This is a genomic window from Martinezella sp. CNPSo 3959, from assembly GCF_057784355.1.
In genome coordinates this window covers 294,502-320,235 of record NZ_JBXSOV010000001.1, presented here as the reverse complement: position 1 = coordinate 320,235, position 25,734 = coordinate 294,502, and the positions used below count along the sequence as shown (strand labels likewise).

The 25,734-nt window shown below is 57.3% G+C and carries 31 protein-coding genes and 1 tRNA gene; 12 read left to right on the top strand and 20 right to left on the bottom strand.

Going from position 1 to position 25,734, the window contains the following annotated elements; genetic code table 11:
* The first annotated feature begins 27 nt into the window (after positions 1-27).
* Positions 28-1,161 carry a citrate synthase gene (locus tag AC13RE_RS01665; RefSeq protein WP_488561731.1) on the top strand — a complete coding sequence of 378 codons (1,134 nt, stop codon included), beginning with the start codon at positions 28-30 and terminating at the stop codon, positions 1,159-1,161.
* A 55-nt stretch (positions 1,162-1,216) separates the two neighbouring features.
* Here AC13RE_RS01665 and AC13RE_RS01660 read toward each other — a convergent pair whose 3' ends face one another.
* The 3 genes from AC13RE_RS01660 to tehA all read right to left on the bottom strand — a co-directional run bounded on the left by AC13RE_RS01660 (position 1,217) and on the right by tehA (position 3,278).
* Positions 1,217-1,735, bottom strand: coding sequence for a dienelactone hydrolase family protein (locus tag AC13RE_RS01660; protein ID WP_488561730.1), 519 nt, complete (start codon positions 1,733-1,735; stop codon positions 1,217-1,219).
* Positions 1,736-1,874: 139 nt separating this feature from the next.
* Positions 1,875-2,246 (bottom strand): VOC family protein, encoded by a 372-nt coding sequence (locus AC13RE_RS01655; RefSeq protein WP_488484995.1) that lies wholly within the window; start codon positions 2,244-2,246, stop codon positions 1,875-1,877.
* A gap of 30 nt (positions 2,247-2,276) precedes the next feature.
* Positions 2,277-3,278, bottom strand: coding sequence for a dicarboxylate transporter/tellurite-resistance protein TehA (tehA, locus tag AC13RE_RS01650; protein WP_488561729.1), 1,002 nt, complete (start codon positions 3,276-3,278; stop codon positions 2,277-2,279).
* A 306-nt stretch (positions 3,279-3,584) separates the two neighbouring features.
* Between tehA and gnd the strand changes: the two genes are divergently transcribed.
* On the top strand, positions 3,585-4,610 hold the full coding sequence (gene gnd / locus AC13RE_RS01645) for a phosphogluconate dehydrogenase (NAD(+)-dependent, decarboxylating) (RefSeq protein ID WP_488561728.1): 1,026 nt from the start codon (positions 3,585-3,587) through the stop codon (positions 4,608-4,610).
* 128 nt (positions 4,611-4,738) lie between these two features.
* Here the strand turns inward: gnd and AC13RE_RS01640 are convergent, their stop codons facing one another.
* The 5 genes from AC13RE_RS01640 to AC13RE_RS01620 are packed head-to-tail and all read right to left on the bottom strand — an operon-like array spanning position 4,739 to position 10,227.
* The gene (locus AC13RE_RS01640; RefSeq protein WP_488561727.1) at positions 4,739-5,965 is read right to left on the bottom strand and encodes a molybdopterin molybdotransferase MoeA; all 1,227 of its coding nucleotides are present in this window, start codon (positions 5,963-5,965) and stop codon (positions 4,739-4,741) included.
* A gap of 3 nt (positions 5,966-5,968) precedes the next feature.
* Entirely contained in the window at positions 5,969-6,463 is a 495-nt protein-coding gene (gene moaC / locus AC13RE_RS01635) for a cyclic pyranopterin monophosphate synthase MoaC (protein WP_488561726.1), read from the bottom strand.
* A gap of 1 nt (position 6,464) precedes the next feature.
* The gene (gene trpC, locus AC13RE_RS01630) at positions 6,465-7,280 is read right to left on the bottom strand and encodes an indole-3-glycerol phosphate synthase TrpC (RefSeq protein ID WP_488561725.1); all 816 of its coding nucleotides are present in this window, start codon (positions 7,278-7,280) and stop codon (positions 6,465-6,467) included.
* A gap of 6 nt (positions 7,281-7,286) precedes the next feature.
* Complete coding sequence (gene trpD / locus AC13RE_RS01625) at positions 7,287-8,309, bottom strand: anthranilate phosphoribosyltransferase (RefSeq protein WP_488484990.1); 1,023 nt, start codon at positions 8,307-8,309, stop codon at positions 7,287-7,289.
* A gap of 25 nt (positions 8,310-8,334) precedes the next feature.
* A complete protein-coding gene (locus AC13RE_RS01620) occupies positions 8,335-10,227 on the bottom strand; it encodes a peptidylprolyl isomerase (protein WP_488561724.1) in 1,893 nt (630 codons plus the stop codon).
* A gap of 179 nt (positions 10,228-10,406) precedes the next feature.
* Between AC13RE_RS01620 and AC13RE_RS01615 the strand changes: the two genes are divergently transcribed.
* The 4 genes from AC13RE_RS01615 (at position 10,407) to AC13RE_RS01600 (ending at position 14,151) form a co-directional block, all read left to right on the top strand.
* Positions 10,407-10,688: a hypothetical protein gene (locus tag AC13RE_RS01615; protein ID WP_132716720.1), complete on the top strand. Its 282-nt coding sequence runs from the start codon at positions 10,407-10,409 to the stop codon at positions 10,686-10,688.
* 242 nt (positions 10,689-10,930) lie between these two features.
* Positions 10,931-11,395, top strand: coding sequence for a MarR family winged helix-turn-helix transcriptional regulator (locus AC13RE_RS01610; protein ID WP_015339927.1), 465 nt, complete (start codon positions 10,931-10,933; stop codon positions 11,393-11,395).
* A complete protein-coding gene (locus AC13RE_RS01605) occupies positions 11,388-12,614 on the top strand; it encodes an HlyD family secretion protein (RefSeq protein WP_488561723.1) in 1,227 nt (408 codons plus the stop codon). Before AC13RE_RS01610 ends, AC13RE_RS01605 begins: the two co-directional genes overlap by 8 nt.
* On the top strand, positions 12,607-14,151 hold the full coding sequence (locus tag AC13RE_RS01600) for a DHA2 family efflux MFS transporter permease subunit (RefSeq protein ID WP_488561722.1): 1,545 nt from the start codon (positions 12,607-12,609) through the stop codon (positions 14,149-14,151). The genes AC13RE_RS01605 and AC13RE_RS01600 overlap by 8 nt, the downstream gene beginning before the upstream one ends.
* A 176-nt stretch (positions 14,152-14,327) precedes the next feature.
* On the opposite strand, the gene AC13RE_RS01595 is transcribed toward AC13RE_RS01600, so the two are convergent.
* Complete coding sequence (locus AC13RE_RS01595) at positions 14,328-14,924, bottom strand: DNA-3-methyladenine glycosylase (RefSeq protein WP_488561721.1); 597 nt, start codon at positions 14,922-14,924, stop codon at positions 14,328-14,330.
* Between the two features lie 413 nt (positions 14,925-15,337).
* Between AC13RE_RS01595 and AC13RE_RS01590 the strand changes: the two genes are divergently transcribed.
* Positions 15,338-15,427: transfer RNA gene (locus AC13RE_RS01590), tRNA-Ser, on the top strand.
* An 88-nt stretch (positions 15,428-15,515) separates the two neighbouring features.
* Here the strand turns inward: AC13RE_RS01590 and AC13RE_RS01585 are convergent.
* From AC13RE_RS01585 to AC13RE_RS01575, 3 genes are all read right to left on the bottom strand, one after another.
* On the bottom strand, positions 15,516-16,052 hold the full coding sequence (locus AC13RE_RS01585) for a hypothetical protein (protein WP_488561720.1): 537 nt from the start codon (positions 16,050-16,052) through the stop codon (positions 15,516-15,518).
* A 66-nt stretch (positions 16,053-16,118) separates the two neighbouring features.
* On the bottom strand, positions 16,119-16,484 hold the full coding sequence (locus AC13RE_RS01580) for a hypothetical protein (protein WP_488561719.1): 366 nt from the start codon (positions 16,482-16,484) through the stop codon (positions 16,119-16,121).
* Positions 16,481-17,800 carry a hypothetical protein gene (locus AC13RE_RS01575; RefSeq protein ID WP_488561718.1) on the bottom strand — a complete coding sequence of 440 codons (1,320 nt, stop codon included), beginning with the start codon at positions 17,798-17,800 and terminating at the stop codon, positions 16,481-16,483. The genes AC13RE_RS01580 and AC13RE_RS01575 overlap by 4 nt, the downstream gene beginning before the upstream one ends.
* 52 nt (positions 17,801-17,852) lie before the next feature.
* Between AC13RE_RS01575 and AC13RE_RS01570 the strand changes: the two genes are divergently transcribed.
* The 5 genes from AC13RE_RS01570 (at position 17,853) to AC13RE_RS01550 (ending at position 20,338) form a co-directional block, all read left to right on the top strand.
* Positions 17,853-18,128: a helix-turn-helix domain-containing protein gene (locus AC13RE_RS01570; protein ID WP_488561717.1), complete on the top strand. Its 276-nt coding sequence runs from the start codon at positions 17,853-17,855 to the stop codon at positions 18,126-18,128.
* Between the two features lie 225 nt (positions 18,129-18,353).
* Positions 18,354-18,776 carry a Panacea domain-containing protein gene (locus AC13RE_RS01565; protein WP_488561716.1) on the top strand — a complete coding sequence of 141 codons (423 nt, stop codon included), beginning with the start codon at positions 18,354-18,356 and terminating at the stop codon, positions 18,774-18,776.
* A gap of 2 nt (positions 18,777-18,778) precedes the next feature.
* Positions 18,779-19,219, top strand: coding sequence for a hypothetical protein (locus AC13RE_RS01560; protein ID WP_488561715.1), 441 nt, complete (start codon positions 18,779-18,781; stop codon positions 19,217-19,219).
* A gap of 165 nt (positions 19,220-19,384) precedes the next feature.
* The gene (locus AC13RE_RS01555; protein WP_488561714.1) at positions 19,385-19,573 is read left to right on the top strand and encodes a hypothetical protein; all 189 of its coding nucleotides are present in this window, start codon (positions 19,385-19,387) and stop codon (positions 19,571-19,573) included.
* A gap of 324 nt (positions 19,574-19,897) precedes the next feature.
* Entirely contained in the window at positions 19,898-20,338 is a 441-nt protein-coding gene (locus tag AC13RE_RS01550) for a hypothetical protein (protein ID WP_488561713.1), read from the top strand.
* 188 nt (positions 20,339-20,526) lie between these two features.
* Here AC13RE_RS01550 and AC13RE_RS01545 read toward each other — a convergent pair whose 3' ends face one another.
* The 8 genes from AC13RE_RS01545 to AC13RE_RS01510 all read right to left on the bottom strand — a co-directional run bounded on the left by AC13RE_RS01545 (position 20,527) and on the right by AC13RE_RS01510 (position 25,733).
* Entirely contained in the window at positions 20,527-21,165 is a 639-nt protein-coding gene (locus AC13RE_RS01545; protein WP_488561712.1) for a DUF3102 domain-containing protein, read from the bottom strand.
* A gap of 44 nt (positions 21,166-21,209) precedes the next feature.
* Positions 21,210-22,262: a hypothetical protein gene (locus tag AC13RE_RS01540; RefSeq protein WP_488561711.1), complete on the bottom strand. Its 1,053-nt coding sequence runs from the start codon at positions 22,260-22,262 to the stop codon at positions 21,210-21,212.
* A gap of 53 nt (positions 22,263-22,315) precedes the next feature.
* Positions 22,316-22,957: a hypothetical protein gene (locus tag AC13RE_RS01535; protein WP_488561710.1), complete on the bottom strand. Its 642-nt coding sequence runs from the start codon at positions 22,955-22,957 to the stop codon at positions 22,316-22,318.
* A 57-nt stretch (positions 22,958-23,014) separates the two neighbouring features.
* Complete coding sequence (locus tag AC13RE_RS01530) at positions 23,015-23,335, bottom strand: hypothetical protein (RefSeq protein ID WP_488561709.1); 321 nt, start codon at positions 23,333-23,335, stop codon at positions 23,015-23,017.
* Positions 23,332-23,613: a baseplate hub protein gene (locus tag AC13RE_RS01525; RefSeq protein WP_488561708.1), complete on the bottom strand. Its 282-nt coding sequence runs from the start codon at positions 23,611-23,613 to the stop codon at positions 23,332-23,334. Before AC13RE_RS01525 ends, AC13RE_RS01530 begins: the two co-directional genes overlap by 4 nt.
* 17 nt (positions 23,614-23,630) lie before the next feature.
* Positions 23,631-24,191, bottom strand: a complete 561-nt coding sequence (locus AC13RE_RS01520) for a hypothetical protein (RefSeq protein WP_488561707.1) — start codon at positions 24,189-24,191, stop codon at positions 23,631-23,633.
* A gap of 193 nt (positions 24,192-24,384) precedes the next feature.
* Complete coding sequence (locus tag AC13RE_RS01515; protein ID WP_488561706.1) at positions 24,385-25,092, bottom strand: hypothetical protein; 708 nt, start codon at positions 25,090-25,092, stop codon at positions 24,385-24,387.
* Positions 25,089-25,733, bottom strand: a complete 645-nt coding sequence (locus AC13RE_RS01510) for a hypothetical protein (RefSeq protein ID WP_488561705.1) — start codon at positions 25,731-25,733, stop codon at positions 25,089-25,091. Before AC13RE_RS01510 ends, AC13RE_RS01515 begins: the two co-directional genes overlap by 4 nt.
* Position 25,734 lies beyond the last annotated feature (1 nt).

Genomic DNA, 25,734 nt, shown 5'->3' with positions numbered 1-25,734 from the left:
TGATGCAATTGATCAATATGAGGACCGATGAGCTGGCTGACGGCAGAGCAGGCGCTGAACCTGCTGGGAACGAAATCACAGACGCTCTACGCCAATGTCAGCCGCGGGCGCATTCGTGCGAAAGCCGATCCCGCAGATACGCGGCGCAGCCTTTATTTCGCCGATGACGTCAAGCGATTGGCCGCCCGCCATGCCGGAAGGCGCAAGACCGAGGCGGTGGCCGCCGAGGCCATTCAATGGGGCGATCCGGTATTGCCATCGGCGCTATCGACCGTTTCGAACGGCAGGCTTTTCTATCGCGGCAGGGACGTGGCGATGCTTGCCGAAAGCGCAAGCCTCGAAGACATCGCGCTGCTGCTTTGGGACATGAAGCGGCCGTTGCGATTCGAGCAAAGCGAGGCGCGGCGGAAGCCGTCTTCCCTGAATAGCGCTTTCTCCATGCTTGCCGAGCGCATAACGGGCGATCTGCCGTCACTCGGACGTTCACTTCCGGCCCTCCAAAGCGAAGCTGAAAGCGTATTCGGTACGGTGGCCGAAGCATTGGCTCCCGGGCCATGGGATCAGCCGCTGCATCGACGTCTCGCGACTGCCTGGAACCGTCCGGATGCCGAGGATGTGATCCGCCGTAGCTTCGTCCTGCTTGCAGATCATGAGTTGAACGCGTCAACCTTCACCGCGCGGATCACGGCATCGGCAGGCGCAACATTATCTGCGGCCACTCTATCCGGCCTTTCGACGCTGACGGGTCCGCTGCATGGCGGCGCATGGCAGAGCGTGCGCACGCTGATCGCGCGGGCAGCCACGACGGGCGTGGATGAGGCGGTCCGCAGCTATCTGGCGGAAGGGCGGCCATTGCCGGCTTTCGGCCATCAGCTTTATCCCGACGTCGATATCCGTGGCGAGGCATTGCTCGGCTGCTTCACACTGCCTCCGCTCTTCGCCAGGGTTCGCGATGTCGGCGAGCAATTGGTCGGTGAGCGCGTCAATGTTGATTTCGCACTGACGGCGATGACCCACGCCTATCATCTCCCGGAGGATGCACCGCTGATCATTTTCGCGCTGGCACGGACGGTCGGCTGGCTTGCGCATGCCATGGAACAGGCCACCAGCGGCAGGCTCATTCGCCCGCGTGCGCGCTATGTCGGCCCGCCGGTAGGGTGATTTGTCCGCTGGCTGCGGTGATGGCTATATGGTCCCAAAGGAGCACAGATACGCGCTATGGAAAGAGGCTTTCGATGAAGGCTCCAATATCCGTGCGCAAAGGAGAGTTCGGCGTAGCGGCGTCAATCCGATAAAAATCGTGCTGCTTTCCTGCGTAGGCTTTCCAATAACTCGGAAGAGTGTCGTTCCAACTTTCGGTTGGCCGATATGGGTCGGCCTCTCCCCAGAGTACCATAGTCGGTATATTCAAAGGGGAGGTTTCCAAGCGCAGTCTCGTTGATGACACGCAGATCAAAGCCTTGAGCTCCAGCCCCTCCTTGACCGCATTCCATAAAACAGTTCCACCTGCGCTGAAGCCGATGCCGACGCACATGCGTCCATCAAGTTCGAGAAGTCCTCGAAGCGCTTGTTGCAAACCACCTTTATTGAAAAGGTGGTCGTGAAGATTGTCTCCACTCAGATCAGGGCGCCCGCTGAGGCTGGCAAGCTGTAAGCCGCGGTGCCTAAAGCCTCCGGCATCCAATAGTTCGACAAAGGCTTCCGGAAAGCCATGGATATCGCTAACGACCAACAAGTCTTGCGTTCTTGAACGGCACATAATCAGACCATTTTTTATCGTTTCGATAGCCGCATTGCCTTCGCGCCGAGTCGGTCGTACTGCGCTATGTCGGCGACCCTTATAGTGACTTCACAGGAAATGCAGCTCCCGCCACTCAGGTCGCCGGCAAGTGACAAACCGCTTCGATGTTGTGGCCATCCGGATCGAGAACGAAAGCGCCATAGTAGTTCGCGTGATAGTGAGGACGAAGCCCGGGAGGGCCGTTGTCGATGCCGCGGGCAGCAAGTGCCGCCCGGTGAAATTCGTCAACGATTTTCCTGCTTTCGACCGTGAAGGCTATATGTGCACTTGTTTGCGGTGCATCGCGCTGACCGATCCAGAAGAAAGCCTTCTGTCCAATGCCGTAACCCGCAAATCTTTCGCCTTCGGCATAAAGACGCTCTATGCCGATAGAGCGCAGTATCGTGTCATAAAAGATCTTCGATCGCTCGAGATCGCGAACCCCGATCGTCACATGATCAAGCACATCACCCTCCAAAAGTGAGATTGAGCTCGACTACCGCTGGCCAACGGTGCCAGCGTCGCGGTCGGCAAGCGCGACCCAGCTGATGACGAGTTTGCGGTTAGCAATCAGCCAGATCGTCGCCAGCGCGATCAAACCCACGACGATATTGGCGGCGACGAAGAGAATGGGGGCAAGTTGCGTGACAGGGCCGACATCGCCGCGTTCGACAAGGCGCATCGGGGCAGTCGCTAGTGCCGTTGCACCGAAGGTGAAGGCCCAATAGGCGGGGCTAAAGCCTTCCTTCATGATCCAGGGCAGGAGGCGCAACATGATCAGAGCCTGCAGCAAGCCGTAGCCGATCATTGCATGGACGAGCATATCGGGAGGGCCTTGCGTGACGCTGATATAGGCTAGTGCACCAACGGCCGGCGGAGCCAGCTGAATTCCAAGGGTCGGTCGCAGCGGCGCGGCCAATGCCGGTCCGGTCAGCAGGCGATGCAGCAGCGCGGATTCGATGGCAAGCCAGGCGAAGAAGCCGGCGCCGAAGAAAAGCTGCGCCCATTGCGGAAAGCCGAGTGCGGCGCCGACGATGGCGGTCACGAAGCTGCCGGCGACGCTTGGCAGGTAGAGCACGGCAGTGGTCGTCGCAATATCGCGTTCGCCCTGCCAGAGCCCACCCGTGCGCCAAACGGAGAATGCCAGTGTGTAGACGGCGCCAATCAGGAATATGGTTTCGGCACCGATGCGCGAATAGGGCAGCAGGCCACCGGCCACCAGCATGGTTGCGACGCCGACGAGGCCGATGAAGCAGCACTGGACAGGGTGCGCCACTTCCTTGAAGGCCTCCTCGCGCACAACCATCCATTTCAAAGCGTAGAGTACGATCAGCACCAGCCAGACGGCTAACGCAATAAAGGTCAGCACTTCACCGATAAGAGCCGGCAGCCGCCAGATGCGTGCACCCACGCGCCACGCATTGGCGAGACCAGAAAGGCCAAGAACCATGCCGAAAAACGAAGCTGGAACCAGCGGCAGTTTCAAAGACGCAGTCATATGCCCCCTTTTTGTGCCCTATGTGAGGCCCACCTTAAAGAGAATTGTGGCAAGGAATTCGAGATCGATGCTAAATCTATCAATGCGAACGGGAAGCAAAATACAGCTTTCCTCCAAGCCGGCAAAGCGCGATCATGGAGAAAAGCGGGGGGCTTCGGCATGCGAGATCACGGATGCGTGAGCATACGCATTTTTCTCCGCTCCATGGCTCCTGCATAGCTCTCCCGTCATTTGTTCATTGGAAAATATTGCGAAATATCTCTATGCAGTATTCAAACGATTGAAACCGTCCTAGGAGACTGAAACATGCAAATCGGAATGATTGGCCTTGGCCGTATGGGCAACAACATGGTGCAGCGCCTGATGCGAGGCGGTCACAGCGCCGTTGTTTTCGATGCGCGCCCGGAAAGCATCGCCGGGCTTGAACAGCTCGGCGCCACCGGCAGCAAGTCTCTTGCGGATTTCGTATCGAAACTTGCAAAGCCACGCGTCGTCTGGCTGATGTTGCCGGCGGCAATCGTCGATCAAGAATTGGCGGCGATCGTCCCGTTGCTGGAAGAGGGCGACATCGTCATCGATGGCGGCAATTCCTATTATCACGACGATATCCGCCGTGCCGAAGAGCTGAAGCCGAAGGGCATCCACTATGTCGACGTCGGCACCAGCGGCGGCGTTTTCGGCCTCGAGCGCGGCTATTGCCTGATGATCGGCGGCGAGAAGGATACAGTGCAGCATCTTTCGCCGATCTTCGCAACGTTGGCCCCCGGCGTCGGTGACGTCGCTCCGTCGGCCATGCGCTCGGAAGAGGCTGCCAAGAACAGCACGGCAGAGCAGGGCTATCTGCATTGCGGCCCGTCCGGCGCCGGCCACTTCGTCAAGATGGTGCATAACGGCATCGAATATGGCCTGATGGCCGCCTATGCCGAAGGCCTGAACGTGCTGCGCCATGCCAATATCGGCAAGCAGGACGCCGAGAAGGACGCTGAAACCGCGCCGCTCTCGCATCCGCAATACTATCAGTATGATCTCGACATCGCCGAAATTTCCGAAGTCTGGCGCCGCGGCAGCGTGATCACCTCGTGGCTGCTCGACCTCACGGCCGACGCGCTGCATGGCGACGCAGCCCTTTCGCAATATGCCGGCCGCGTTTCCGACTCGGGCGAAGGGCGCTGGACGATCTCGGCTGCGATCGACGAAGGCGTTCCGACGCCGGTGCTGAGCGCTGCGCTTTACGGCCGTTTTGCTTCGCGTGGCAATGACGATTACGCCAACAAGGTTCTCTCCGCTATGCGCGCCGGCTTCGGCGGCCACCATGAGAAGCCGGTCAAGTAATTGATTGGCCTATCGATCTGATGATTGCGAGCCGGGTGGGTCGAACCTCCCGGCTTTTTCTTGTCCGCTTTTGTTGTCTTAATGCTTCCAGCAGGAAAGCCGCGCCAAGCACTTCCCCCCGGGTAACTTCAGCCCAGCAGATCGGGTCGCAGAACCATGACTGGAGTGGGCGAGCCTATATCAAGCTGCGGCGCATGGGGCGGGCGGACGACCAGGCAGTCGGCGCGCGAAAAGACTTTCATCATCGACGAATCCTGCTTCGAAAAGGGCTCGGCGAGCCAGCCGCCGTCGGCAGCTTTCGTCAGTGTTGCGCGCACATAATCCTGTCGCCGATCGTTGGCGGGGAAGGGCACGGCGGCGCGCGCAATGCCTTCACGCTTTATCACGGGCAGGGATGCGAGCTTTCTTATCAACGGCTCGAGAAAGAGCAGGCCACAGACAAGGCTGGAAACGGGATTGCCGGGAAGGCCGAGGACATGCATGTCGCCAAGGCTGCCAACCATCAGCGGCTTGCCAGGGCGCATGGCGATGCGCCAGAAATCCAGCTTCATGCCGGCTGATATCATCGTTGCCTGTACCAGATCGTGATCACCGACAGAGGCGCCGCCGAGCGTGACGATGATGTCGGCCTTGGCCACCTGCGCCCGACCGATAGCAGCGGTGATTTCGTCGGTGTCGTCGGCGACGATGCCGAGATCGAGCACATGCGCGCCGGCATTGCGCGCCAGCGCAGCGATGCCGAAGGTGTTCGAGGCAATAATTTGCGAGGGACCCGGTTGATTGCCGGGCGCCACGAGTTCGTCGCCGGTTGCGAGAATCGCCACAAGCGGCCGGCGATAGACATCCAATGCCGGATGATTCATGGCCGCGGCGACCGTAAGGCGCGAAAAGTCCATCACGGTACCGGCGGGAAGCACGGCTTCGCCTTCCAGAAAATCCTGTCCGCGCGGGCGTATGTGCTGCCCTTTGCGCAAGGGGTAGCTGGTTTTGATACGATCGCCGTCTAGCCGTACGGCGTCTTCCTGCAGGAGAACCGAATCGGCGCCTGTGGGAACGGGAGCACCGGTGAAAATGCGAACTGTTTCGCCCTTGCCGACGGTTCCCTCGAAGGCATGACCCGCGGCAGAGGCACCGATGACCTGCAGCTCCGAACCCGGCATTGCCGCATCATCGAAGCGCAGCGCGTAACCATCCATCGCCGAAGCGTCGAAAGGCGGCTGTGTCAGGCGGGCCGTCAGATCTTTGGCCAGAACCCGGCCTTCGGCCATATCGAGCGGAACGCTTTCAACACGATGGATCGGCGCTGCACTGTCCAACAGGCGCGCCTGCGCTTCGGCAACGGGCAATAGGCTCATGTGTCAGGCCCCCGGATGGCGGAAATCCCCCGATTTGCCGCCGGATTTCTCCAATAGAGTGATACCGCCGATTTCCATGCTGCGATCGGCGGCCTTGGCCATGTCGTAGATCGTCAGGCAGGCGACCGAAACCGCCGTCAGTGCTTCCATCTCGACGCCGGTGCGGCCGGTCAGCTTTGCCATCGCGGTCACACGCAGGCCGGGCAGGGCGGCATCCTCTACGATGTCAACGGCAACCTTCGTCAACATGAGGGGATGGCAGAGCGGAATGAGATTGCTGGTCTGCTTCGCTGCCATGATGCCGGCAAGCCGCGCCGTGCCGATGACATCGCCCTTCTTGGCGTTGCCGTCGCGGATCAGCGCCAGGGTCTCCGGCTTCATCCTGACGTAGCCGGTCGCGGTGGCGCTGCGTGCCGTCTCGGCCTTGTCGCCGACATCGACCATATGAGCCTCGCCCGAAGCGTCGATATGCGTAAGACCGGCCTTCTCGGTGCTCATTTCACTCAGCCGCCAGAATGCCGGTTTCGCCGTTCAGAAGTAGTCTGGTTGCCGCCGTCACATCATCCTTGCGCATCAGGCTCTCACCGACGAGGAAGGTGCTGATACCCACGGCCTCGAGGCGCTTGCAATCGGCATGCGTGAAGACTCCGCTTTCACCGACCAGCAACCGATCCTCCGGCACCATGGGGGCCAAGTTCTCGCTGACCGTCAAGCTGACTTCGAAAGTGCGCAGATTGCGGTTGTTGATGCCGATCAGCGGGGAGGAGAGTTTTAGCGCACGCTCCATCTCTTCGGCGTCGTGCACCTCGACCAGCACGTCCATGCCGAGGCTGAATGCCTCGTCCTGAAGACGCTCGGCATCATCATCCGAAAGCGAGGCCATGATGAGGAGGATGCAATCGGCACCCCAGGCACGAGCTTCCTGCACCTGATAGGTGTCGAACATGAAGTCCTTGCGCAATGCCGGCAGAGAGCAGGCCGCGCGGGCAGCCGTCAGGAATTCCGGAGCGCCCTGGAAACTTGGCGTATCGGTCAACACCGAAAGGCAGGCGGCACCGCCTGCTTCGTAGGCCTTGGCGAGGGCAGGCGGGTCAAAATCGGGGCGGATGAGCCCCTTTGAAGGACTTGCCTTCTTGATCTCGGCAATCAGGCCGAAAGCGCCGGCATCCTTTTTGGCGAGCAGCGCCTTATGAAAACCGCGCGGCGCGGACTGTCCGGCCTGCATCGCCTTGAGGTCAGCAAGGGAAAGCCTGGCCTTGGCAGCGGCGATTTCCTCGCGCTTGTAGGCCTCGATCTTTTGAAGGATATCGGTCATGACGTCCTAGTCCTGTTCTTCCTCGTTGGAAACGGCGATAAGCTTTTCCAACGCAACGGCGGTGGCGCCGCTATCGAGCGAATGGGCCGCGAGCTTCATGCCATCATGAAGCGTTTCCGCCTTGCCGGCAATGACCAGCGAGGCCGCCGCATTGGCAAGGGCGATGTCGCGATAAGCGTTCTTTTCGCCGGCGAGCACGGCACGAAGAGCTGCAGCGTTGGCAACGCCGTCGCCACCCTTGAGATCGGCAAGGTCGGCATGCTGCAGGCCGAAGTCGGCCGGTGTCAGCTCAAAAGTGCGGATCTTGCCATTCTCAAGTGCTGCGACGGAGGTCTTGCCGGTCGTGGTGATTTCGTCCAGACCGTCGCCGTGCACGACCCAGACACTTTCCGCATTGAGATCCTTCAGCACCTCTGCCAACGGCAGCACCCATTGCGGCGCGAAGACGCCCAGCAGCTGGCGACGGGCGCCAGCAGGGTTGGACAAAGGCCCAAGCAGATTGAAGATCGTCCGCGTGCCGAGTTCGACGCGCGAGGGACCGACATGGCGCATGGAGGAATGATGCAGCTGCGCGAACATGAAGCCGATGCCGGCTTCCCGAATGCAGCGGGCGATCGTCTCCGGCCCGATATCGAGCTTGATGCCCAACACGGATTGCGTATCGGCGGTGCCGGCCTTGGAGCTCTGGGCGCGGTTGCCATGCTTGGCCACGGGTACGCCGGCGCCGGCGACGATGAATGCGGCCAGCGTCGAGATATTATAGGTTCCGACACCGTCGCCGCCTGTTCCGACGATATCGATGGCATCGGTCGGGGCTTTCACCGGCAGCATCTTGGCACGCATCGTGGTCACGGCGCCGACGATTTCGTCGACGGTTTCGCCGCGCACGCGCAGAGCCATCAGGAATGCGCCGATCTGAGACGGCGTGGCCTCACCCGACATCAGGATTTCGAATGCCTGCCGGGCTTCATCCCGCGTCAATGCCTCGCGATTGGCGACCTTGGCGAGAAAAGGCTTCAATTCGCTCATCGACTATCCATCCTCCCGACCGGGTCTAGCGGGACATCGCCTGTTCGGCGAGGCTCTGGTTGACCGTGACGGTATATTTGCCCTGCAGCTGGCTGACCATCTGATCGAGAATGTCGTCGCCGGCGGCGTTGGCGATCTGGGCAACCTGCTGATCGTCGTTGCTCAGCGCATCGGTCGTCGGATTGTCGTTGACATCGGTGACCTTGAGCAGGATCTGCGTGGTGTCATCGGCGCCGACGGCGCTTCCGGCCGTATCGACGGGACCGGAGAAAGCTGCAGCGATACCGCCGCGACCCAAAACCGGATCGTCCGTCGAGCGGGTAATGCCGCTCTTGCTTTCAACAGCGATACCAAGCGGCGCGGCGATATCGGCAAGCGACTTGCCCTTCTGCGCTTCCTGCTTCAGCTCGACCGCCTTGGCAGCGAGCGCAATCTTCTGCTGTTCGGCAGTCCAGTCGGCAACGGCTTTTTCGCGCACTTCCGCAAGCGGACGATCGTGATCGGGCGTGATGTTCGTCACATCGTACCAGATATAACCATCATTGCCGACCGTCAGAGGAGCGGGGTTGCCGCCCTGATCGGCCTTGAAGACTTCCGAAAGCAGCTGCTGGCGGGCCGGAAGGTCCTTGATCTCTTTGCCATTCTGATCAAGGCCGGTCTGATCGATCGAATCGACGGTGACGAGTTTAAGCTTGAGCTGCGATGCTGCATCCTGCAGCGATGCGCCGGAGCCGCGCAGGTCTTCGAACTTGTCGTGAACGCTGGTGATCTCGTTTGCGGCGTTGCTGAGCGCAATCTGCTTGCGAATATCTTCCTTGACGTCGTCGAAATTCTTCGCCGTTTCGTTCTTCACATTGGTCACGCGCAGGATCACCGGGCCGAACGAACCTTCGACAACGGGAGTGGTGCCACCTTCCTTGGAAACGGCGAAGGCTGCTTCGGCTACGGTCTTATCCGGAACCTGATCCTTGGTGAAGGTGCCTAGCAGCACGTCGGAAGGCTTCTTGCCCTGGTCGGAGACAAGCTGATCGAAGGAGGTCCCGGTCTTCAGCGCATCGGCCGCGGCATTGGCGAGATCCTTGTTGGCGAAGGTCAGCTGCTCGATCGTGCGGGTTGCGGGCGTGGTGAAGCTATCCTTGCGCTTGTCGAACTGCGCACGCACTTCGTCATCCGATACGCTGGCAGTGTCGGCTATATCTTCGGCCTGCAACTTCACAAAAGCGAACTTGCGATATTCCGGCGCGCGGTATTTCGACTTCACGCCATCGAACCACTTCTGCAGCACGTCGTCGGCCGGGGCCTTGACGGGATCGATATTGGCGTTGGTCAGCAACAGGTAATCGATGCTGCGGGTCTCGTTGTGATATTGCTTGACGGCATCGACAAGGACTGTCGGTGCGGTAAAGCCGTTCGATATGGCCTCGACAATCTGGCCACGGATCGCGACCTTGCTGCGCTCCTTGATGTAATCATCGGGCGATATGTTGCTGTTGTGCAGCAGCAGGTCGAATTTCTGGCGGTCGAAAGCGCCATTCGTTGCTTTGAAAGCAGGATCGTCGCCGATCAGCTTGGCCAGCCGATCCTGCGAAAGACCGAGACCCATATCGGCGGCAAGTTGATCGAGGGAAGCGCCGGCGACCAGCTGTGACACCGTCTGCTGCCCGATACCGAAGGCGCGCGCCTGTTCCGGCGTGATTTGCATGCGCAACTGCTGACTGATCGCCTGCATCTGTCGACGATAGGCGAGACGGAATTCATTGGTATCGATATGCTGATCGCCAACCGTGACAACCGTATTGCTGCTGCCGCCGGTGATGAGGGACCGCTCGACGCCCCATACACCAAAGGCTGCCGCAAGAAGAAGCAACAGGCCCTTGGCAAGCCAGGTCTGGGCGATTTTTCTCAGCACGTCGAACATCGGAAAGCAAACCTCGTCATCATCAAGTCTTCGCACGCGGCGAAACAATCGGAGTTCCTTAGAACAATCCGAACCGGAATTGAAGAGCCAGTGGGGAAATCGCCCGATGAGGCGCAGCTATGCCGGAACCTTTGATAGGCGACGGCGTTTTAGCAACGAGAAAACATGAGGAGCACATGATGGCAGACACGAAATCAGCTTCCACTCTCTCATCTTCGGCGCGGGCGCAGACGGAAACGGCAATGGAAGATCTTGCCGCCCAGGTCGCAGCATTGCGGGAAGATTTGGCAAAGCTTTCGCAGAGCGTGGCAGCCGTAGGGCAGGGAGCGAAGTCTGTCGTCACGGAAGAAGCCCAGGAACTTACCGAGCAATTGCGCGAACGCGTTCGCGAGGAGCCGATTTTCATGGTCGTCGCGGCAGCCGGGCTCGGCTATCTCATCGGCCTGCTGAATCGCCGCTAGCCAGGCTGGCTCTCTCAATTTGCAAAACTGCAGAAGGCGCAGCCGAGTGAGCTGCGCTTTTTTTATTGAACGTTAGAGGCCTTTGTTGGCGCTTCGTTCATACCTGGCTCAAAACGCCACCGGCGGCTGCGACATCTTGTGCCATCGCCATTTGTTGATCACATAACCCCTTGTATCGCATGCGCGCTTACTATACGTAGCAATCATTATAAGGTTGCTTATGAATAGCAGGCTTCTTATAGATGAGTTCGACACCCACTCTCGGCTTTCTTCTCCATGACGTTGCCCGGCTTCTTCGGAAGCGATTCGAGCAGCGCGCAAAAGATCTGGGCCTGACACGTTCGCAATGGCAGACGCTCGCCTACCTCGCAAACAACGAAGGCATTCACCAGGCTGGCCTGGCCGAAATGCTGGAAATCGAGCCGATCACCTTGGTTCGCATCCTCGATAAGCTCAGCGAACGCGGTCTGGTGGAGCGTCGGCAGCATCCAAACGATCGAAGAAGCTGGCTGCTCTACATGCGCGACGAAGCCCGACCATTGATGGACACGATGCGCGGTATGGGCGACCTGACACGCAGGGAAGCGCTCGAGGGAGCCTCGCAGGAGGATCAAGAACGCCTCTACGAATTGCTTATCCTTATGAAATCGAACCTGATTAGCGCCTGCCGTTCAAAGGCAGTCGACAAAGAGTTACAACATGGCTGAAGCTTCTTCCTCAATCCGCGTACCCGCGAATGCAAATTCCGCTGAACAGACTGAGGCCCCGGTGGCCGAGGCCCCGTCCTCCAATCCCTCACCACAGCCGGCGGCGGCTGCAGCGGCGGCGCCGGTCTCGCCACCAGAAATGCCTCGCAAGCGCCGCAAGCTGACGCGACCGGTGCTATTTGCACTGCTGCCTGTCGCGCTCGTCGTCGGCGGCTATTACTACGTCACCGGCGGGCAGATCATGTCCACGGACAATGCCTATATCCAGGCCGATATGGTTGGTGTTTCCACCGACGTTTCCGGCACGGTAATATCGGTCGACGTGCGTGAAAACGAAGTGGTGAAGAAAGGGCAGGTGCTCTTCCGCCTGAAGCCTGCTTCGTTCCGGATCGCACTGGACGGCGCGAAGGCGCAGCTCGGCAATGCCAGAAACCAGATCCTGAATCTGCAGGCGAGCTACAAGCAATCCCTGGCGGAAATCGCCCAGGCGCAGGCCGATATTCCGTATTATCAGACGGAACTCGACCGCCAGCAGAACCTGATTACCAATTCGGTCGCTTCCAAGGCAGCTCTCGACCAAGCCAGACACAATCTCGAAGCGGCACAGCAGAAGGTATTGGTCGCAAAGGCCACGGCCGCCGCGACCCTTGCACAGTTGGGCGGTGAAGGCGCTGCCGATCTGCCTGCGGAACAGAACCCGCTTTATCTGCAGGCCAAGGCCGCAGTCGACAATGCACAGCGCGAACTTGACGATACCGTGGTGAGGGCTCCCTTTGACGGAGTGACCGCCAACGTTCCCTCCCTGCAGGTCGGCGCTTATCTAACCTCGTCCCAGCCTGGTTTTTCGCTGGTTTCGACCACGCATATGTGGATCAATGCCAGCCCGAAGGAAACCGAGCTGACCTATGTGCGATCCGGCCAGAAGGTCGATATCTCCGTCGATGCCTATCCGGGTGTGACGTGGAAGGGCACGGTCGCCAGCATTGCGCCGGCATCCGGCTCCAGCTTCTCGCTTCTGCCGGCACAGAACACGACCGGCAACTGGGTCAAGGTTGTCCAGCGTATGCCGATGATCATCAGTATCGACGATATGGCGGGCAAGCCGCCGCTGCGCGTCGGGATGAGCGTCGTCGCCGATGTCGACACTGGCCACGCCCGCGGCTTGCCTGATTTCATCACCAACCTGCTGGGCCGCCCAGGCGGTCAGGATCATGAGTAACGCCACCACCGCCTCGCCATCGGCGCCAGTCGCCAACCGCGGTGCGATCACCGCCTGCGTCATCCTGTCTGTCATCATGCAGGCGCTGGACACCACCATCGCCAACGTCGCTCTGCCGCATATCCAGGGCGACGTTTCGGCCAGCGCCGACCAGATCAACTGGGTCCTGACATCCTATATCGTTGCAGCGGCGATCATGACGCCACCTTCCGGTTTCCTTTCGGCAAAGTTCGGCCGCAAGCGGGTCTTGCTGGTCGCCATCGCCGGCTTCGTCGTCGCCTCCGTTTTGTGCGGCCTGTCTGAATCGCTGATCCAGATCGTTGGTTTTCGCCTGTTGCAGGGCCTGTTCGGCGCCTCGCTCGTACCGCTGTCGCAAGGCATTCTGCTCGATATCTACAGTGTTGAGGAACGCGGCCGCGCCATGGCGTTGTTCGGCGTCTCGGTCATGGTCGGGCCGGTGCTGGGTCCCGTCATCGGCGGCTGGCTGACCGATAATATCAGCTGGCGCTGGGTATTCTACATCAACGTACCGATCGGCGCGCTCGCCTTCTTCGGCATCGTCGTCTACGTGACGGAAACCAAGCTCGATGCACTCGCCAAGCTCGATTGGTTCGGCTTCGGCATGCTCTCGATCGCGATTGCCGGCCTGCAGCTTTTCCTCGACCGCGGCGAGCAGCTCGACTGGTTTTACTCGACCGAGATCATCATCGAGGCGCTCGTCTGCGTCAGCGCCTTCTATCTCTTCCTGGTGCACATGTTCACGGCCGAGCGAAGCTTCGTCAATCCGCGGCTTTTCATGGACCAGAACTTTGCCGTCAGCATCCTGTTCATCTTCATCGTCGGCGTGACCTATCTGGCATCGCTGGCGCTGATGACGCCCTATCTGCAGACGCTGATGGGCTATCCAGTCGTCACTGCCGGCATCGTCATGGGGCCGCGCGGGCTCGGCACCATGTTCTGCATGTTCCTTGTGGGGCGCCTGATCGGCAAGATCGACACGCGCTGGCTATTGTTCATCGGCCTCGCGCTGACGGCCTGGGCCATGTACGACATGACGGGCTGGACGCCGGATGTTTCACAATGGACGCTGATATCGGTCGGCTTCGTTCAGGGTGCCGGCCTCGGCTTCCTCTTCGTGCCCTTGACCACTATCGCCTTTGCGACGCTGCCGGCGCAGATGCGCGGCGAGGGGACGGGCCTCTACAATCTCTCGCGCAACATCGGCTCCAGCGTCGGCATTTCGGTCGTCTCGATGCTGATTACCGAGAACACACAGGTCAACCATGCCAACATCGCCGCCTATGTCACGCCATTCAACCGCTATTTCGACCTCACGGCCGCGCAGGGCGTGAGCCCGTTCACGGCGGTCGGCAGGGCCTCGCTTGACGGCATGATCACGACGCAGGCGACCATCATCGCCTACATCGACGACTTCAAGCTGCTGATGCTGATGTCGATCTTCGCCATGCCGCTGCTGGTGCTCTTGCGCAAGCCGAAGGCGCCACCGGCGGTCGACCACAGTGTCGCGATGGAATAGAGCATTTCCAGGAAAAGTGCGAAGCGGTTTTTCCGTCCGGAATGCGTTGAGAAATCATAGGACAAGCGTTTCGCGATTCGATGGAGAGCGGAAAAGCTTGCCACGCAGTCTTTCCAGTTTCACTGCGTGGCCAGACGGCCGCCGGGCACCACCCCGGCGGTCTTTTTTGACCATGATTACGGGAAACGGCGGCTGACGAAGCGCGAGCCAGCAGCACCGAATCGCCAGAGCGGATCGATATTCTTCGTGATGCCGATGCGCTTGCCTGAGACGATCGGCACCGGTTCCGCCCGAGACAACGAAAATGGTGCCGCATCCAGCGAGCGACCGTCGAGGCTTATATCGATAGCAAGCGCCTGCGAAAGCTTTCCCGGCCCGTTGCAAAGCGAGACGATGTCGGCCAATCCCCGCCGCCGGATCATGTCTTCAATGCCGTTTTCCGGCTCGATCGCCCGGATGAGCACAGCGCTCCCCTTGGTGCAAACGAAATTCAAACACCAGTGAATGCCGTAGGAGCGGTAGACATAGACATGGCCGGCCGGTCCGAACATGGCCGCATTGCGCGGTGTCGGCCCGCGATATGCATGGGACGCCTCGTCATCGGGCCTATAGGCTTCCGTCTCGACGATACGACCGCCTATCCCCGCAACCGTGAAACGCATTCCGATTAACTCCGACGCGACCGCGACGGCATCTCGACTAAAAAAAGCGGCGAGGGCAGGGCCGGCGAGTGGCTTGGTGCCGAGCGAGAGGGAATGATCGTCCGAAGTCATGGGAGGAAACTATCCCGGATAGCCGAAGCCATCAACAGGACGCCGAACATCAAGTGCTTGGTGCGACGTGCTGACAATTGACAAAAAATAAGCATGACTTATTAATTGCTTGCTTCAGTCAGATTTGACCCCTGACCTGGCGAAGGTGGCCGGCCCTTTCCAGCGGCCGGGCCACCTTATTTTTAGCGCGCTGACGACATGAATTCCCCACGGCAGCACCTGAACCGACCGGCATTCCTCAATTGCCATTCCAGCCGACCTCGAGAATGCGAGGGAGCTAGGCGGAACAAGTTGACGCGGCGACCAAAGCTGCTAAAAAGCCAGCCGTCGAGTGATTGGGCAGAAAACCGGTAGCCACACCCGGTTTCGAAAAATCAGCGCTGCTTAGATTTTTCAGGCCTTTTCAGTTGCTTGGAAGAGTGTCCGAGTGGTTTAAGGAACCGGTCTTGAAAACCGGCGTGCGGGAAACCGTACCGTGGGTTCGAATCCCACCTCTTCCGCCAGAAGCTATTGTTTTCATTATATAATTTCTAATATTCTGCGAAGATTCCATGCTCATACCCATATTGAATGAGCTGCCTGTAATGAACCTTATTTTTTCGTATGCAGCTGTTTGGCAGCTTTCTTTTTAGGAGCAGCTTTCGTCTGTGCCTGCTTCTTTTCCGCTTCACGCTTCTTTCTTAAATCGTCCACAGCACGAATCATCGTATCGAACGCGTTCTCCATTTCATTCTCCCCGCTCCGTTCTTGCAGGCTTTGGCCTACAAGTCTCGAAGCCGCGACCTGCAGCGCTCCGCGAACCATTTTTCGGTGGGCAATCTGCCGCGAGAGCCAATACTCATCATGATACTCAATAGGATCTCTGGGAGGGTCCAGCGCGACGCCGATCGAGTGATCGGATGGGAAGCGCCCCGCGACTTCGTCAAAGGCCACAGCAAGGTTCACAACGTCGGCGCATTGCGTGATAATTTCATGAGGCTTCCCCGCTCCACGGACGATCCTGATGACATTGACAGCAAGTTCAATGACTGAGCGATTGAAGCGCTCTTGGGCATAATCTGTGTCAATTTGTTTCTGCGTTCGTTCTGAAACGACGGAAAGCTTTGGTTTATCCTTATCGTCGGTCATCAAAAAATCCTGCCGCTTCCTCGAACGGCAGGATTTAAGAGTTCGCGATCCTTAGCAAGTTCCATATTACCCGTGTCTCGCGACTTTATTCAGGAAACCGCTATCGCGGACCCGTATATCTGCAACAACGTAGCCAAGCGCTATTTCCTCAAACTCATCTTTCGTGATCGTATGTTCGATGATGTAGAACGGGTTATCGTGCTTCATAAGGACCTTGCCCCGAGGCATCGATTGGACGCGAAACAGATCCGGCCCAATCCCATTATGCATGAGATAAATTCCCTCACCGCAATAACGTTGGGTCGGAGCCAGTAAGACATAATCATGAGGACGTATATCGGGAGCCATGCCATCGCCGATGACGCGATGAACCCAAAGCTGGTCGGCGGGTTGCCGTTCTGTAAGCACCGAAAGGACGTTAAAGTCGTTCATACCGCCCTCCCAATGGCATCCAGGGCATGCTTAAGATTGTTCTCGTCGTCGCCAATGTACCCGCTTTGGGTATCATATGCCAAGGCGATCCACCGTGCCTTCTGAGACGCTTCCTCAAACGTTTTCGGGACGAAGTCGATTATTCGGCGCTCTATTTCCTTGAGCTCGTCCGAGTTCGCGCGCGCCTCCTGTAGGGCATGTATATATCCGCATTCAATTTCAATGCGCTCGCGTTCAGCTCTAAGGGCATCGAGTTGGTTTAAATATTGGCGCATCCTTTCATGGTAGCCGGATTTTATCTTCTCCCGCGTCTCAGAGTTCCGATCTCCCGGAAAGATCGAAAGCTGCGCATCCATATGAGATTCCACGCGTTTGGTGACCTGCTCGGCGCTGTAGGCATAGATTGGATCCCAAACGTCGGCTCCGTTGCCGTCCCGTCCTTTCAGACGGCGCCCGACCTGAATGCGTACAATAGGGCAAGCCTCCATCGGGGCCGAGTCGTGAATCTCACTAACCCTATTCCAAGCAGCGTCGTAGGACACGAGTGCTGACGCATGCAGATCGAGTAACTCTCCTAGCGAACAAGCGGCATCGCCTTCCGAATTGTCGATCGCTAAGATGCGGGTTCCATCTTTGGCACCGGTGGCGGGAGCCAGCAGGACCCTCTCTATTCGTCTGCGTTTCGCTGCCTCTTCGGCCGGATCAAGATGCTCCATTGTTATCAACGCGGAGCTAAAATCTTGCGCGATGGAAACATCAAAAGAGCTTCCCTCACGCACATCCCTCATTGCATTTAAAGCTTCGCGGATATGCCAGTGCACACGCTCCTCGTCTGTCATCTTGTATAAATCGTTGTCCTGTTTGAACTTTCTTCTGTCTTGGAGGTCGGTCACCACGAAATTGATAGCGAAACCGTACTTTTCCGACGGAAAGATCTGAGCGTGCATTTTGCCATCGGCATATGAATTCAGCGCTTGTGCAAGTTCCCATCCCAGCCGGTTTACCTTGTCTACGGCGCACTCCTCGTTTACGCCCACGCCCATCGGAAAAGCACCAAAGCCTCGCGACATCGGCCTTCCAGCTGGCATGACGTGGGCAAACCATGTTCCGTCGTCGCACTCTGCCATCACCTCCGACAGTTCTTTGCTAAGACGCCTTGCTTTTTCCCATGGGTGCTCATCGTGCACTTGTGGGAGCACCGAAAGCATAGAGAGCGCGCCTTGCACATCTCCTGCTTTTAGAAGCTTCGAAAGATCTCGCAGAGCAGTTTCCGTAGGCATAGCTTCGCCATCGGCCGTAACAGCATAGTTCGGCATTGTACTGTCCTCTTGTTGTAACTTTACACTTTTGATATAAGGACAACAAACTTTGGAAGTCAACACTTTTGATATAAGGTTGCTAATTTTGCCTATAACCGCAGAACAATGCCGCGCAGCTCGTGCCATGTTGGGATGGTCACAAGATCAGCTTGCCGGAACGTCAAAAGTTGCGAAGGCCACCATCGCGAATTTTGAGGCTAACAAGCGTTCTCCTTACGAGAGAACGTTGCTTGATATTCAGGAAACTCTAGAAGAGGCCGGAATAGCGTTCCTCGGCGACGGCGAAACGGTGGATGGCGGTGTAGGGGTGCGGCTGCGGAAATGACACTGGTTCCGGTATGCCGATCGCTTCATGGATTATGCGCAAGATGCGCTTTCTATGATTCTTCAGGCGCAATCTGATGAAAATTAAATCAAACGAAATCAATTAGTCACAGACTAGGGTTGAATTCGCCACTGGTAGTCAGGCTCGAACAAGTTTATGTAGCTACGCGTTATGCCCGTAGTGATACGGCCATTTAGCTCAATTGTGAGCGATAAGGAGATCGAGATGTCCGTAAGGGATGTAGCAGAATACATCTTGCGGTTGTGCGGCGAAATGACCGCAATGAAGCTTCAAAAGCTGGTTTATTACTCACAGGCATGGTCGCTTGTTTGGGATGACCGTGAACTTTTCCCTGAGAGAATTGAGGCTTGGGCCAACGGTCCGGTGTGCCCTGAGCTCTACAACGCGCATCGTGGACATTTCACTGTGACGAGCGTGGGTGGCAACGTGGAAAACGTCGACGAGCTCGGCAGAGAAACGATAGATGCGGTACTCGGCGCATATGCCGATAAGTCGGCGCAGTGGCTTTCTGACCTTACTCATTCTGAAGATCCTTGGATGGATGCACGCGAGGGGCTCGACCCGGGCGAAAGAAGTTCCCGTCGAATTACACCAGCCGCGATGGTTGAGTATTATGGGGCCCTTTAGCTTTGGCAAAATCAGACAAGAAGCAGCCGCGGTACAAGGTTGAGCCTAAAGTCGAGAAAAAACCGAAGTTTGATGACTCAAAGATAAAAGGTGCCCCATTATCCTGGCGCTTTTCCCATTGCGATAAGGGCGGTCAATTCTCCTGGTCTAGCATATATGAATCGGGCGACCTGCAAGAGGTCATCGAACGATTGGCGGCAGTGGAAGGCCTTTCAGAGCAAAAGCTCGGGGAAGACGGTTCTCACTCAATCGAAATTCACAAGCTTAGCAAGGCCGCAAAAGAGCGGCTGACCGCGATGCAGCACGACGATCTTGATTCCGTTTTTTCTCTTAGGGTCAGCGGGCAGAAACGGGTGTTCTGCATTCATCACGGAAACATTATGCGCGTGCTCTGGTATGATCCCAAGCACGAGGTCTGCCCTTCTGTCAAAAAGCACACATAGTCCGTCGCTTACCATCGACAACCGTTTTGAGCTGGCCGAGTTCGAACGCATCGTCCAGCTCTACCATGAGCGTGGCCTTCCACTCCTCCTTTACGCGAAATCTCGCCATCGACATTCGCGCAACCTCTGATAATTTGATTCTGCCAAATGTAATTGGAGGGGAACATGACGGATTTGACCGCGGCACGGGCCGCAGGCGAAAGCATCGAGCAAGTGGCCTTTAAGCTGCTGATTATGGTGGGAGAGGCTGAGAAAAAACTAACGGGTTCGGGATCGACGGTGCAGGGCACTGATCGAGCATGGATATTAGATACATTTGCTGAATGCCTGCAAGCCGCTAGAGGATATCGATAGCGGCTGACGGCGTTGACCGATTGGGTAAGCGGCCTTCGCAATCTAAATGCTGGCATGAACCATGCTCACGGTCGTTTAGGCCAGTTTCAGCAATCTGTTGTATTGCTCGTTGTGCGAAACTGGCGCCCCCAATCGAAGTTTCGCATGAGGCGCCATGATAGCGTTTTAGCTCTCAGCTCAATTAATGATCTTTGGCGGCGGCGTCAAAGGCGTGCGATACCTGGGAGTGTCGGTCGGCTGCCGAGAATTTAATCTATGAGGCTTCCAGATGAGCGGTCTCCGTAGTTGGTTGCCATGGCGAGAAATGAAAAAGAGACAACCTAGATGAGTGTTTTACGTCATTTCACTATCAATGTTCCGGCACATGTCGGACTACAAGATCTATTCAAAAGTTGGGTGCTGAAGCATGCGAAAAGGATCCACGTCATCGCGAAAGATGAGGCGGAAGCACTTTCGCATCTTTCAAACGTCTACGCCAATCGCATCGGTGGGCATGCAACACTCGACTTCAAAACGGCTCATAGCGAGGAAGCGGCGATAATCGCCGGCAAGGTGGCAATGGCTCAAGTACTCTGTGGTTCCATTATCATTGATGGTTTAGTGGTGGTCGATACGCCAAGCCTCGCTGGCGGCGGAAGCGTTACTACCAACATCTGGGTTGTTGCCCACGAAGGCGGCAGATCCAGAGTTGCGCGTTTTTCGGCCAACGCAGAAGTCAGCTTTGGACCGGGTACGATCGCAGACGCGCTATTCGAGCTTTTCTGATGAGACAATAAGGGAGCAAGCAATCCATAGAAGACGCATCGATCTAGGAACGGATGCCTTCATGTTAGCCACCGTGGGCGTGCCGTAACGGGTCGAAGACGAGATGAGTTGCCGCAGAGGGGTGGGTGAACCCCGCGGAGGGACGCAGAATAGGGCACCGAAATCTCCGCAGCTCTCGTTGATGATAGTCATGCTGCCCTCGCCATCCGCATATATCGCTGAACAGTCCCATAGCTAAGACCGGATTGTTCCTGCACCCATGGTAGCCATTCGCCACGAGGCAGGCGAGATCTGATCTCGATGAGTTTCCGGCCCATTTCGATCGCCTGCTCACGATTGGCATTGCTGCGCGCCCGACCGACTTCGGGAACCTTGTTCTTAAGGGTGCTGGCAGTGTCCTTGGCTGACATGCGCTGCTGAGCATAGGTACACAGACGCCAGTAGATTGCACCGGCCAGGGCGTGACGCTGATTGATGACGCCGCGAAGCTGGTTGATGGTGGCAATGATCGGCCCGAGCGGAATTTCATCCCACCACTGCAGCCACTCCGAGGTTCGCTCCTCTACCCACTCCGGACAGGCCCGTATCAGGTCAGAGACGGCCCACAGCGTTACTTGGTCGATCAGCGCATTATTTCCCCGTGTCTCGCCCAATGTCGTCATGACGAGCCGGAAATGGCCTTCTCCGTATTTCGCCAGGATCTGGCACATCGTGGAGATGGCACGGGTTTGCCCAGGCAAGGGATAGACGTTGCCTGGGATGATTTCGATGTCGTACTCGGCGCAGATGGCACGCACCATCACTTCAGCTTTGGCGTTGTGCTTCATGGAAGTCTCCCAATGAAAAAGGCGCCCCGAAAGACGCCTAGCCGTTAACTACCCATGCAAACATACTGGTAGGACGTTGAGGGCGCGGATGCTGAAAAATTTACCGTGAAGGCCGCATTTGTCTGGGATGAGATATAGAACGACTGGGCAATTGACGTTGCCCCTACCGGCGTTACAGCGCAAAAAGCTGTAGTCGGGAAAGCGACGTCAAATGTCAGAGTGCAAGAATTGACAGTTCCGGTTCCGGTCGTGAAACGACCACCATGCTTGGAGGAATTCCCACTCATTGATGGACTTGTGCCGCACGCCGAAATCACCTGCGTACCGGCTGTCGAGAGAAACTGAGATGCCCTAGCCGCTCCATTCACGTCAAGAGAGTAGGCCGCTGTTTTGTTGATTCCTACGCCTGTTGTGGTGATGTTGAGGGCGTTATATCCGCTAGTGCCCAAGAAAAGATTGTAAGTATCGTTCCCTAGGATGATTTGGCCATGGCCAGAAAATGCATTGTTGAACACACGCCAGCTCCGGTCACCGGCTGAATTGTACCAAGACAGGCCGGTATTCGGCGGCATGGAGATAGCCGGCGCATAGCCAGAAGATGTGTCAAGCGCGCCGCTGCCAACGACCAAACCCGAATAGGCAACGCCACCATTGTAAAGCATCGATAGATAATTACTGATGTTACTGACGCCTGTATTGCCGACACCGGAATTGAGCCGTAGGTTTTCGGTAACGCGGCTGCCAGGACCAAAATTCGAAAATGGATCGGTTTGAACGGAGTAAGCCGATTTGTTTTCGATGCTGTTCTCATCATTGACATGCAAACCGAAGTTGCTCGTTGCGGTAATGTTCGCTTGCTCATAACGGCACCATGAGGCGACCTGAGCATTGACGGTATTGTCGGGAACAACCAAGCACGTGTTAGCGATCACATTTTGACGGCCGCTGCCAGTATTGTCCGACGTCCGCGTTGCTGCAAACACGGTGCTGTTGCTACCGACAGGATCGATAAGATAAGCTGTCGTCAGTGAGGTATTAAACCCTGGCATATAGGTAGATGGCCACGTCAAGCTGCCATTGACCTGCAAATTCGACAAGTTCAGTTGCGAAGAGGTCGCAGCCCCGGACAGGTTCGCAAACGAAGGTTGCGCTAAGGTGGGCAAGCCAGTAGTGCCGATTGATGTAACAAATTGATGGATACTGGCGCTACTGCCAAGACACCGCCCAAAAGGCTTGTCGTTGGTGTCGGAAGCCGCACAGATGATAATGTTCCGGAATTGATCTGACTTGCGTCGATGCTCTTGTTCGTTAGGGTCTGCGGATCCGTGGTGCCGACTATCGTTCCAGAGGGGAGAGATTTACCGCTATCAAGAAGCGAGCGCCCGTTCGTCCCTCCCCATGTAGCGACATTGCCAACGACGGATGTTGATGGGCCGGTAATCGTTCCCGACCCGATGGGGCCAAATGTAATATTTCCGGCCCGATAATAAAGCCCCGTCGAAGTAAGCCAGACATCGCCATTGTTAGGCAGATTGGGAGCTATACCCGGAAGAAGTGCGAATCCGGATGTGCTTACCGTAGACGGTGCGGTTTTCAGGGGGCCGAGCATGGTGCCGCCAGCCTGGTTAAGCGGCGTATATCCGAGGACATCTTGCTTTGCAGCGAAATAACTATTCCACTGCCCGGCAGTTGGAACTTGCCCGTAGGTGAGCCCTGGGGAGGATTGGGCGAAAACCACGCTCGGCAGTGCTACAGCCACGGCAAGGGATATGAGAGCGTTCGTATATTTCATAAATTGGCTTCCTTCTAAGGGACGGGCGCGTCATCACGACGGGCCAAGAGCGCTTGCCTAAGGCGCGGTTCGGCTGTGCTGGTCTGGAAAATCAGTTCCCGAACCGGCAAAAATCAGTTTCCACTTCCTGGAAAGGTGCTGTGAGACCGCCGAATGATCTTCGATCCAAGCCTTGCCTGTGATTTCGGACCAAAGCCGAGCTGAAAGACGGCATAGCCTGGTGACTTCATCCAAGGATATCTTCGGATCTGGCACGAAATAATCCTGCAGCGCGCGCTCCATTTCGACGACCTTCTGTGCGAGATCGTGCCGATTATGGTCGAGCGCTGCAGAGAGCATCTCTCCGATCATTGGTAATGGTGATTCAGCGCTGGTCATTGGGTGCCCACCGTGATGAGTTCGAGCGTCATAAACCACTTGCCATTGGGGACAAAGGATTCGAGTTCGTAGACGATGGCAGATACCTGCCATTTGCCGTTGGCCGGCGTCAGATCACTTTTCACCTCGACCAAGCCGAGATGCTTGACGGCGGGATTGAAAAGGCATCGGACGATGACCTTGGCCTCGGAAAATTGCGGATAGCCTACCAAGCCCGTCTCCGGAGAGATCAGGATTGCGTCCCCTTGCCGTGGTTGGCCACGGGGAGAGATCACCATCGTATTCCGTTCAAAGATCAGATCGAAATTTCCGTGACGGGCGATGCCATGGCTTGCGTCCAGGCCGTGCCTCCGAAATACGGGTTCGAAAGCTTGACGTTGACGCCATTATTCTCGAAACCAAAGCCCATCTGCTTTGCTAGGTTTCCCATCATGCCGGCAGCATCTGCGGAACCGCGCACGCTCAGTGGTTGCGCCGGTTTGACGGCCACAAATGTTCCTGGAGTGGCTAAGACGCGGAGCGCCACGTTTGGCTGACTGTTGCCATCGACAAACGCATCAAAGATGCGACCGCCAAAAACAAGAGTCATGCCGCTTTCAGCATCGCCGGCTTCGACGGTAATCGAGTTATTATATCGGGCATTTAGCTGCGAGCCGACCGTGCTCAACTGATTCATCATCGAAAGAGGCAGGCCCCAGATCGACAGATTCATGGTTCTGCTCGATGCGCCACCGGTAGCCTGAATGGTCGCAGACGTCCGGAGCCCTGAAACCGTGGCCCGATTGTTTCGACCGTCGCCAAACGCCCCGTTCGCGAGATCAAAGTTCACGGTGATGAGTTTTTCAGTGAAGCTCAAGCATCACCTCCGGATGAGATGACTCCCGGCCCAAGGAGATCAAGACCGGGAGCCGAGTGCCAGGAAGCACGGGTGACCATCCCCAGCAAAAGCGAAGAAGGAACTGTGATGGCCTGCGGGTGTTCTTCCGCACACCGCCCGCTGGTGCGCCCGTGCCGGCTGGACTGCGATGAAAAAGCACGGGAACTCATGCTTACACCTCCGGAACGGCTGCGTTCGCATCCGCCTGTAGGGCAACATAAGCATTCCTCAAAGGCTCGATAGCCGGCGCAACGATGGGATCGTCTCGGTATTTGCCATAGCAAGGGACGGCGCGCATCGGATCGTTCAACAGCCGTTGACGCTGGCGATAGTCATCAGACGGATGGATGCTTCGATCCATTGTCTGCAGAAAACTCAACTGAGCAAACAGAGGGCTCAAATCGTTCAGAAGGGATCGAATGCGATCCTCCACCTGGGCGGCCAATGGCAGCAAGATGGCCGACGCAGCGTTTTCCATCCGCTCTTTCGACAGCCGGAGTATGTTTTCCGCGTTCTCGGCAGATTTCTCCAGCACTTCATGCGCCGCATCCGCCGCATTCTTTGCTTCTTCAGCATCAGCAAGACGCTGTTGGGCGTCTTTGAGGTCGCGGTCAACGAGATCCTTTCCATCAAGAACGCGGGCGGCGATGCGCTCGGAACGCGTATCGATGAGCGTGGTGACCTCCGCGGCCAGTTTGTCGATCTCATCGAAGAAATCCCAGCAGCGTTGCTGCGACTGCTCAAGAACCGAAGCGATACGATCACGCTCCCGTTTTGCCTGATCATGCGCTTCGATCGCTTTGCGCAGCTCCTCGCGTAGTGGATCGCTGCCGGAAGGTGGCAGAGCAGATCGGGCGAGTTTCAGGACCGTGTTCCTCATTTCTCACCTCCGATAAGACGTGCCGCGTCGGGGAAACGCTCTGCAAAACTCTTCTCCTGGGTTGCCGTCATCGAAACGCGCTTCTTTGCCTTAGGCGGCACGTAGCCCTTGATGCGATCGACGTTGGGAAGCCAATCAAAAGTCTTGTCAGAAGCTCGCTCTACGCCCGTCGTGGGCATGCCCGGAAACGAGAGAGGGCTATCCTTGGCCCCGCGATCCTTGGCCGCTTCCATCCGTTTCAATTCCGCCCGTTCTTCATCAGAGAGCTTGGCACGGTCGTAATCGTCTTCCTCATCATCGCCGGTCTCGCCTTCCATGCAGGCATCACGCAGCGCCGCCCAGCCTTCCGGGGAAAGCTTCGAAGCCAGTTCGCGGAGGAATGCCATGCCTGTCTCGCCAGAAGAAACCACGTCATCGGGATCGGCATCCATGGCAAAGCGGGTAGCGTCGAATTTGCCGCCCTTGCGGAAATCCTTGACCAGCGTCTTGAGCGGCTTGCCGGGAACGCGACGGATATTCTTCGGCATGGCGTCGAAGGCTGCTTGCGGAGCCGGCCGCGTCAAATGCGGATTGCTACGCAAAAAGATCTCGAAATTGTGCAATTCGAGGTCGGATAGAGGATCGATTGGATGGCCGTGCATA